The organism is Sphingomonas sp. (assembly GCF_042091075.1).
Taxonomy (GTDB): domain Bacteria; phylum Pseudomonadota; class Alphaproteobacteria; order Sphingomonadales; family Sphingomonadaceae; genus Sphingomonas.
In genome coordinates, this window is sequence record NZ_JBELIE010000177.1 from 1 (window position 1) to 6434 (window position 6434).

The following is a 6434-nucleotide window of genomic DNA, read 5'->3' on the forward strand; positions in this document are numbered from 1 at the left end:
ATCGCGACCACCAGCACGACGCCGATCGCGGCGTCGGCGCGGTGGAAGAACGCCTTCAATCGCGGGTCGCTGTTCCATTTGTCGCCCAGCGTCATGCCGATCCAGGTCAGCAACAGGCAGAACGGCCAGCTGCCGATGAACGTATAGACGTGGAAGGGGATCAGCTTCATCCGCGCCACCCCGGCGGGGAACGCGATAAAGGTGCGGATCACCGGCAGCATCCGGCCGATCAGGATCGCCCAGGATCCCCAGCGGTTGAAGAAGCGATCGGCGAGATCCAGTTCGCCCGGCCCGATCAGCACGTAGCGCCCGAATTTCTCCGCCATCGGCCGCCCGCCGCGCCGCCCGATCTCATAGGCGACGATCGAGCCGAGATTGCATCCCAGCGCGCCGGCCGTCGCGGCGAGGAACAGATTCATCTCCCCTGTCGACACGAGATAGCCGGCGAAGGGCATGATGATTTCCGACGGCAGCGGGATACACGCGCTTTCGATCGCCATCAGCAGCGCGATGCCCCAATAGCCCCCGGCGGAGATGACGGAAATCGCGAAGCCGGCAAGCGCGGCCAGGATCTTTTCGACCATGGGGCGGCGCTTGCGACAGGCGGGGGCGAAAGGGAAGGAAAAAGAGCGTCTCGGGCACGATCCGCAGACGGTTCGTGGCGCGCCCGGGCGGGTGGGCGGGGCGATCTCGCCAGCCCGTTTATCGCGCCTTCACGCCCCCGCCGCGGCATAGGCCAGCTTCAGGTCCTCCACGAAGCGGGCATATTCGGCTTCTTTCGCCGCCTCGTCCGGCAGACGCAGCAGATAGCTCGGATGGACGGTGATCCACGCTTCGCCCCCGTCGGGCAGTCGCTGCGCCCGACCGCGTTCGCGGCTGATCGTCATCGTCTTGCCGAACAGGCTGCGCGCGGCGGTCGCGCCCAGCGCCACCGTCACCTGGGGGCGTAGCAGCATCCGCTCCTGCTCGATCCACCAGCGGCAGGCGTCGATTTCGCCCGCGTCAGGCTTGGCATGGATGCGCCGCCGGCCCCGCGCCTCGAACTTGAAATGCTTCACGGCATTGGTGACATAGGTTTCGGCGCGCGGCACCCCGGCCGCCGCCAGCGCGCGATCGAACATCTGGCCGGCGGGGCCGACGAACGGGTGGCCCGCCAGATCCTCCTGATCGCCGGGCTGTTCACCCACGAACATCATCCTCGCGTCGAGGGGGCCTTCGCCGAACACGGTTTGCGTCGCGGGCTTGTGGAGCGGGCAGCGTGTGCAGCCGGCCGCTTCATCGCGAAGCGCCTGCCATGCCGCCTCGACATTGCCGCCCGCGCCACTGCCGATGCGATCCTGCGCCGTTGCGATCATGCCGCTCTCCCGTGCCTGTGCATTCGCCAGCAATTGCGGCACCAACGCGGTTTCCGGCATGTTTTTCCAGTATTTACGGGGCATCTCCTTCAGCATTGCGCCCACTTTGACGCGCGCTGGATTGAAGATGCTGGCGTAATAGGTCTTCCACACCTCCTCGACCGGATCCCCCTCAGGCGCGTCGCCGCGCAGCGCGCCGGGCCCTTCGGACAGCGCCGCGCCATCCCAATGGAGCGCCACCTCGGGGGTCAAGATCGACCAGCGCATGGCGCCGAAGCGATTGACGAAGAAAGCGGCATTGGCACGCACGATATGGTGTTCGGGCTCGAACCACGCGACGTATCGCGCGCCCTCACCGTCGTCGATCGAGCGGAAGCGGAGGAAGGCTCGCATCTTGTGGATGTCGCGCCGCACCGCCTTGACCAGCCCGTCGAGCCGGCGGACAAGCGGGTCGGCGTGATCCTCCGCGAGCCGTGGCTGCTCGCGGAGCCGCCACAGCATCGCGTACAGCAGCGCGAACCGCTCGGGATCGCGATGCAATGCCGCATCACCGGCAAGATCGAGAAAAGCGCGCGACACGCGCATCTGCGCAGGCGCCGGTGCAAGGGCGGGCGTGGTGGCGTCCGCGTCGGCGAAAAGATCGGATGCATGCCCCCCGACCTGCCAGACGACGCGATCGGGCGGGATCGCCTCGGCGATCAACGCCCGTGCAGCGACCCGCCATGCATCCACGTCGTCAGGGGCGGGGAGGGTGATGGTGCGCATGGCGAAAGGGGCTGTCAGGCGAAACGCGGAACGGAAACGGGATCAGACGCACGCACGCCGTGCGGCGCGCGCGGGGATACGGCGATGATAACGACATCCGCCGCATCCCCCGGGTGCGCGCACCCGAAAACAGTGAACCGAGCGCCCGGCAACTCAATCGCGGTCGTCGCCACCCGGCGGATTATCCTTGGCGATCTCAAGTTCCTTTGGTTTGCGCTCCTCATAAGTATCCGCCAGCCGTTCCTCGGTTTCGTCATCGAGTTCCTTCGCGGCGGCGGGGAACATCTCTTCCTCTTCCTCATCGATATGATGCTCATAACGATGGCGCATATGGAAGAATTTCGACTCCCATTCGTCGGACGCGAAATCGAGATCCATCATGTCGCCGATCAGATCGTCGATCTCCTTGTGCTCGGCGACCGAATGGCGCGCATCGTCACGCAAATCGGGATTGCCGAGCATTTCGGCATACAGCGATTCTTCCTCGGCCGCCGCGTGACTGGCGATTTCGAGGCGAAACGTCTCGAACAGCTTCTTGCGCTTCGCGCTGTCGCCCTTCGATTCGGCGAGTTGCTTGAGCAGATCGCGGTGCGTGTCGTGATCGCGCTTCAGATCGGCGTAGATATCCGCTTCGGCCATGATACATCTCCTTCGCGGCGACAGCGCGCGAAGCGGCAGCGCGTTTCATCCGCGAGTCATTCTCACGCCGCGAACAGCTCCAATTGTTGCTTGGCTGCAGGGGGCGCGACCAGCGGGCGCAGGTCGGCGCGATCGCCGAGCAGCGTGGGACGCCAATCCGCGGTGATGATGAATGGCCGTACCTTCGCCACCGACACGGTTAGCCGCGCGACATCGTCGAGCCGCAGCGAGCGCAGGCGACGGGCGGTGAGGATACGCGCCACCGCCTTGGTGCCCAACCCGGGGATGCGCCACAACAATTCGCGCGGGGCGCGATTGATGTCGACGGGAAAACGATCGCGAAACTTGAGCGCCCAGGCCAGCTTCGGATCGATGTCGAGCGGCAGCATGCCGGTGGCATCGTCCGCCGCCGCGACCACCTCCTGCGGTTCGAAGCCATAGAAGCGCATCAGCCAGTCGGACTGGTACAGGCGATGTTCGCGCATCAGCGGCGGGCGCTGCAACGGCAGCACCGCCGAAGCGTCGGGGATGGGGCTGAACGCCGAATAATAGACGCGGCGCAACCCGAAGCGATCGTAGAGCGTCGATGCCTTGCGCACGATATCGCCGTCGGTTGCCGCGTCCGCGCCAACGATCATCTGGGTCGACTGCCCCGCCGGTGCGAAGCGCGGCGCGGATTTGTAGCGTTTGCGCGCATCGCCGGTATCGACGATCGCGGTCTTCATATCCGCCATCGCGCCTTCGATCCGCGCATTGTCTTTCTCGGGGGCGAGCCGCTTGAGGCCACCGACCGTCGGCAGTTCGACGTTGATCGACACGCGATCGGCATACAGGCCGGCGCGATGCACCAGTTCCGGGTCGGCATCCGGAATCGTCTTCAGATGAATATAGCCGCGGAAATGATGATCCTCGCGCAGCGCGCGGGCGACCTCGACGAGTTGCTCCATCGTATAATCCGACGAGCGGATGATCCCTGACGAGAGGAACAGGCCCTCGATATAGTTTCGGCGATAGAAAGAGAGCGTCAGATTGACGACCTCCTCCGCCGTAAAGCGCGCCCGCCGCACATTCGAGCTTTTGCGGTTGATGCAATAATGGCAGTCGAAAATGCAGCTGTTGGTCAGCAGGATCTTCAATAGCGAGATGCAGCGGCCGTCGGGCGCATAGGCATGGCAGATTCCCATGCCCTCGGTCGAACCGATGCCCTTGCCATCCCGCGAATGCCGCTTCGCCGTCCCCGACGAGGCGCAGGACGCATCGTATTTCGCCGCATCGGCGAGAATTTCGAGTTTCTGCCGTACATCGAGTTGCGCCATCCGTTCGATTTATGTTCTATCCGGTCGCTTGTCGAGGGGCGATCGACCTGCCATGGATCAAGGCCGTGCGGGGGATGATGAATCGGCTGGGCCCGAATGGCCCTTATCTGGCGCTGGCGCTGACGTGCCTGATCGGTTGGGGGTTCAAGGCGCATTGCGGCGCTGGCTGGACCGGGGCGGAGCAATATACCAGCGGCTGTTACAGCGACGCGGTGCCGTTCTGGGGGCTGCGCGGCGTGGCGGCGGGGCAGGTGCCCTATTGGGAAGCGCGGATGGAATATCCGGTGCTGACGGGGGCGCTGATCTGGATCGAGGGGCTGGTGACGCGCGTCGTCGCGGGTGCGCGCGCCGATGCGGCGACGTTCCTCGGCGTGGTGACGCTGGGCAACACGATCCTCGCCTTCGTGATCCTCGAAAAGATGCGCGACGCTGGCGTCGGGCTGGTGCGGCAATATGGCTGGGCGCTCGCGCCGCCGCTGGTTCTGTACCTGGGGCACAATTGGGATCTGCTGGCCGCGAGCTTCGCGGTAACCGCCTTGCTGGCGGCGGCGCGGGGGCAGGCGATACGGGCGACAGCGCTGGCTGCGCTGGGCGGCGCCGCGAAACTGTTCCCGGTGCTGATGCTGCCGCTGCTCGGGCTCGGTGCCCTGTTCCGGGCGGGGGCGACCTGGCCGACAAGGGCGCTGCGGGCGGCGGTGCTGGTGGCGGTGGCGGTGGTGGCCTGGGGGGCCGTCAACCTGCCGGTGGCGGCGACCGCATTCGTCAACTGGCGGGAGTTCTACGCTTTTTCCAGCGAGCGACCCGGCACCGCGGCGAGCGTGTGGGAGTTGATGACGCAATTCGGCTGGTGGCCGACCGATATCGCGGCGCGCAATCTGTGGTCCTTCGTGCTGTTCGTGGCGGGTGGGGCAACGATCATCGCGGTCGGATGGCGACGACACAGCGCGCAGCCGTGGCTGTTGTTCACCCCGGTGCTGGCGTGGTTCCTGCTGACCAACAAGGTCTATTCACCGCAATTCGACCTGTGGCTGTGGCCGTTGCTGGTGTTGACCGGCACGCGGCTGCGCCCGATGGCGATGTTCCTGATCGGCGACGTGATGGCCTATTTCGCGGAATTCTGGATGTTCGCCGGAATGGAGGGCGCGTCCCCCTCCGCGACGCAAGGCGACATCCTCGCCGCCGCGATCGTTCGTGGGGTGGCGATGCTGTGGCTGATCCACGCCGCGGTGCGCGATCCCGCACCGGGCTGGGCGCAAAGGATGGCCACAGCGCATTAGCGCCGTGCGATCGCGTCGCAGGTTGCGCGAAACTTCGCGTGCGTGTGGCAGACTTGCTCGCGATGGCGGTTGTTCATGCGAAGGCGGGCAGAGGCGTCGCGCATGTGGCGCCGTTTCTCACCCCGGCCGCACCCCGGCGTGAACCCGTTTTATTCCGCCGCCAGCGCCTCGGCAGCTTGCAGGTCGACGGATACCAGCCGGCTGACACCCCGTTCGATCATCGTCACCCCGAACAGGCGATGCATCCGGCTCATCGTCACCGCATTGTGGGTGACGATCAGATAGCGCGTGTCGGTTTCGCGGGTCATGCGGTCGAGCAGGTCGCAGAAACGCTCGATATTGGCGTCGTCCAGCGGTGCGTCGACTTCGTCGAGGACGCAGATCGGCGCCGGATTGGTCAGGAACAGCCCGAAGATCAGCGCCACCGCGGTCAGCGCCTGCTCGCCGCCTGACAATAAGGTGAGCGATTGCAATCGCTTGCCTGGCGGCTGCGCCATGATTTCCAGCCCCGCTTCCAGCGGATCGTCCGAGTCGACGAGTTCCAGATGCGCCTGCCCGCCATCGAACAGGGTGGTGAAGAGTCGCCGGAAATGGCCGTCGACCGCTTCGAACGCGGCGAGCAGGCGCTGTCGCCCCTCGCGGTTGAGCGTGCCGATCGAGCCGCGCAGGCGATGAACCGCCTGTCCCAGTTCGTCGCGCTCCGCCGCGGTGCTGTTGCCCGCCGCTTCCAGCTCGGCCAGTTCGCGCTCGGCAAGCAGATTGACCGGCCCGATCCGCTCGCGATCGAACGTCAGCCGTTCATGCGCGGCGCTTTCCGCTTGCGGCGTGGTGACGCTGGCGCTGTCGAACCCCGCCCGCGTCGGCAGCACCGGGGCGGGGCATTCGAACCGCTCGCCCGCGACCCGGCCCATCTCCACGCGGCGCAATTCGTGGTTCTCGGCGCGCGCCGCCGCGCCGGCGCGGGTTTCACGCGCGCTGGCGAGCGCCTCCCCGGCGCGGGTATGCGCGGCGTCCGCCAGGCGAGCGGCAACGTCTGCCTCCCGGTCGCGGGCCTGCGTGTGCTCGGCGGCGGTGCGGGCGGC

General features: G+C 66.3%; 5 protein-coding genes and 1 pseudogene. 1 reads left to right on the forward strand and 5 read right to left on the reverse strand.

The window, feature by feature from the left end:
* The 4 genes from ACFDSW_RS14355 to ACFDSW_RS14370 all read right to left on the reverse strand — a co-directional run.
* Positions 1 to 584: DedA family protein (locus ACFDSW_RS14355; RefSeq protein ID WP_375250961.1), on the reverse strand; the 584-nt coding region annotated here is incomplete at its 3' end.
* A gap of 129 nt (positions 585 to 713) precedes the next feature.
* Entirely contained in the window at positions 714 to 2120 is a 1407-nt protein-coding gene (locus ACFDSW_RS14360; protein WP_375250962.1) for a UdgX family uracil-DNA binding protein, read from the reverse strand.
* Between the two features lie 153 nt (positions 2121 to 2273).
* Complete coding sequence (locus ACFDSW_RS14365; RefSeq protein WP_375250963.1) at positions 2274 to 2759, reverse strand: hemerythrin domain-containing protein; 486 nt, start codon at positions 2757 to 2759, stop codon at positions 2274 to 2276.
* A gap of 62 nt (positions 2760 to 2821) precedes the next feature.
* The gene (locus ACFDSW_RS14370; RefSeq protein WP_375250964.1) at positions 2822 to 4075 is read right to left on the reverse strand and encodes a putative DNA modification/repair radical SAM protein; all 1254 of its coding nucleotides are present in this window, start codon (positions 4073 to 4075) and stop codon (positions 2822 to 2824) included.
* 74 nt (positions 4076 to 4149) lie between these two features.
* Between ACFDSW_RS14370 and ACFDSW_RS14375 the strand changes: the two genes are divergently transcribed.
* Positions 4150 to 5352: a hypothetical protein gene (locus ACFDSW_RS14375; protein WP_375250965.1), complete on the forward strand. Its 1203-nt coding sequence runs from the start codon at positions 4150 to 4152 to the stop codon at positions 5350 to 5352.
* Positions 5353 to 5501: 149 nt separating this feature from the next.
* Here ACFDSW_RS14375 and ACFDSW_RS14380 read toward each other — a convergent pair.
* A pseudogene (locus ACFDSW_RS14380) lies at positions 5502 to 6434 on the reverse strand (chromosome segregation protein); the annotation flags it as partial.